Source organism: Duncaniella muricolitica (genome assembly GCF_910574735.1).
GTDB lineage: Bacteria > Bacteroidota > Bacteroidia > Bacteroidales > Muribaculaceae > Duncaniella > Duncaniella muricolitica.
Map to the genome: position 1 here is coordinate 1 of NZ_CAJTCF010000167.1, position 592 is coordinate 592.

A 592-nucleotide genomic window follows, 5' to 3' on the forward strand; every position below is an offset into this window, starting at 1 on the left:
TTCATGTGCCCTTCTCTCCTTTCTTTATGACCTTTTTACTTGGTTACAATCGGTGTCACATACCTGACTTTTCGTCCGCCTTAGCTTACGCTTCGACGGCCTCGAGCCTCAGTGATTCGTTTTTTTATGATTGTTACTCGTTGTGTTTGATTTGCTTCACGTGATTCTTTTTTTTTGAAAAATCACGCTCGCTTTCCAGTATGTCAATGTCCTCTCTTAATGGTAGTCCCTGGCAGAGTTGAACTGCCGACCTCTACATTATCAGTGTAGCGCTCTAACCAACTGAGCTAAGGGACTCTCGGATCCCTCTCGGTGTAGGACTCGTGAACGAATCCGCCTCCCTGGGCGGGGATCGGTATGAGGTTGCAACAACAGTAGTCAAGTTTCTTCAATAGTTCGTCTGTCGCCGATATTTAAGACCGGGCGGGCAATCAAGCCCCCGGGGTCACTCGGGGAAGGAGGCAAAGCCTTCGGCTCCGCTCCAGAAAGGAGGTGTTCCAGCCGCACCTTCCGGTACGGCTACCTTGTTACGACTTAGCCCCAGTCACCGGTTTTACCTTAGGACGCTCCTTGCGGTTGCATACTTCAGGCA

The 592-nt window shown here is 50.3% G+C and carries 1 tRNA gene and 1 rRNA gene; both read right to left on the reverse strand.

The features are described from left to right. Nucleotides 1-220: 220 nt before the first annotated feature. Nucleotides 221-297 (reverse strand) — tRNA-Ile (locus QGT73_RS17330). Between the two features lie 188 nt (nucleotides 298-485). Continuing rightward, nucleotides 486-592, reverse strand: a 16S ribosomal RNA gene (locus tag QGT73_RS17335); the annotation flags it as partial.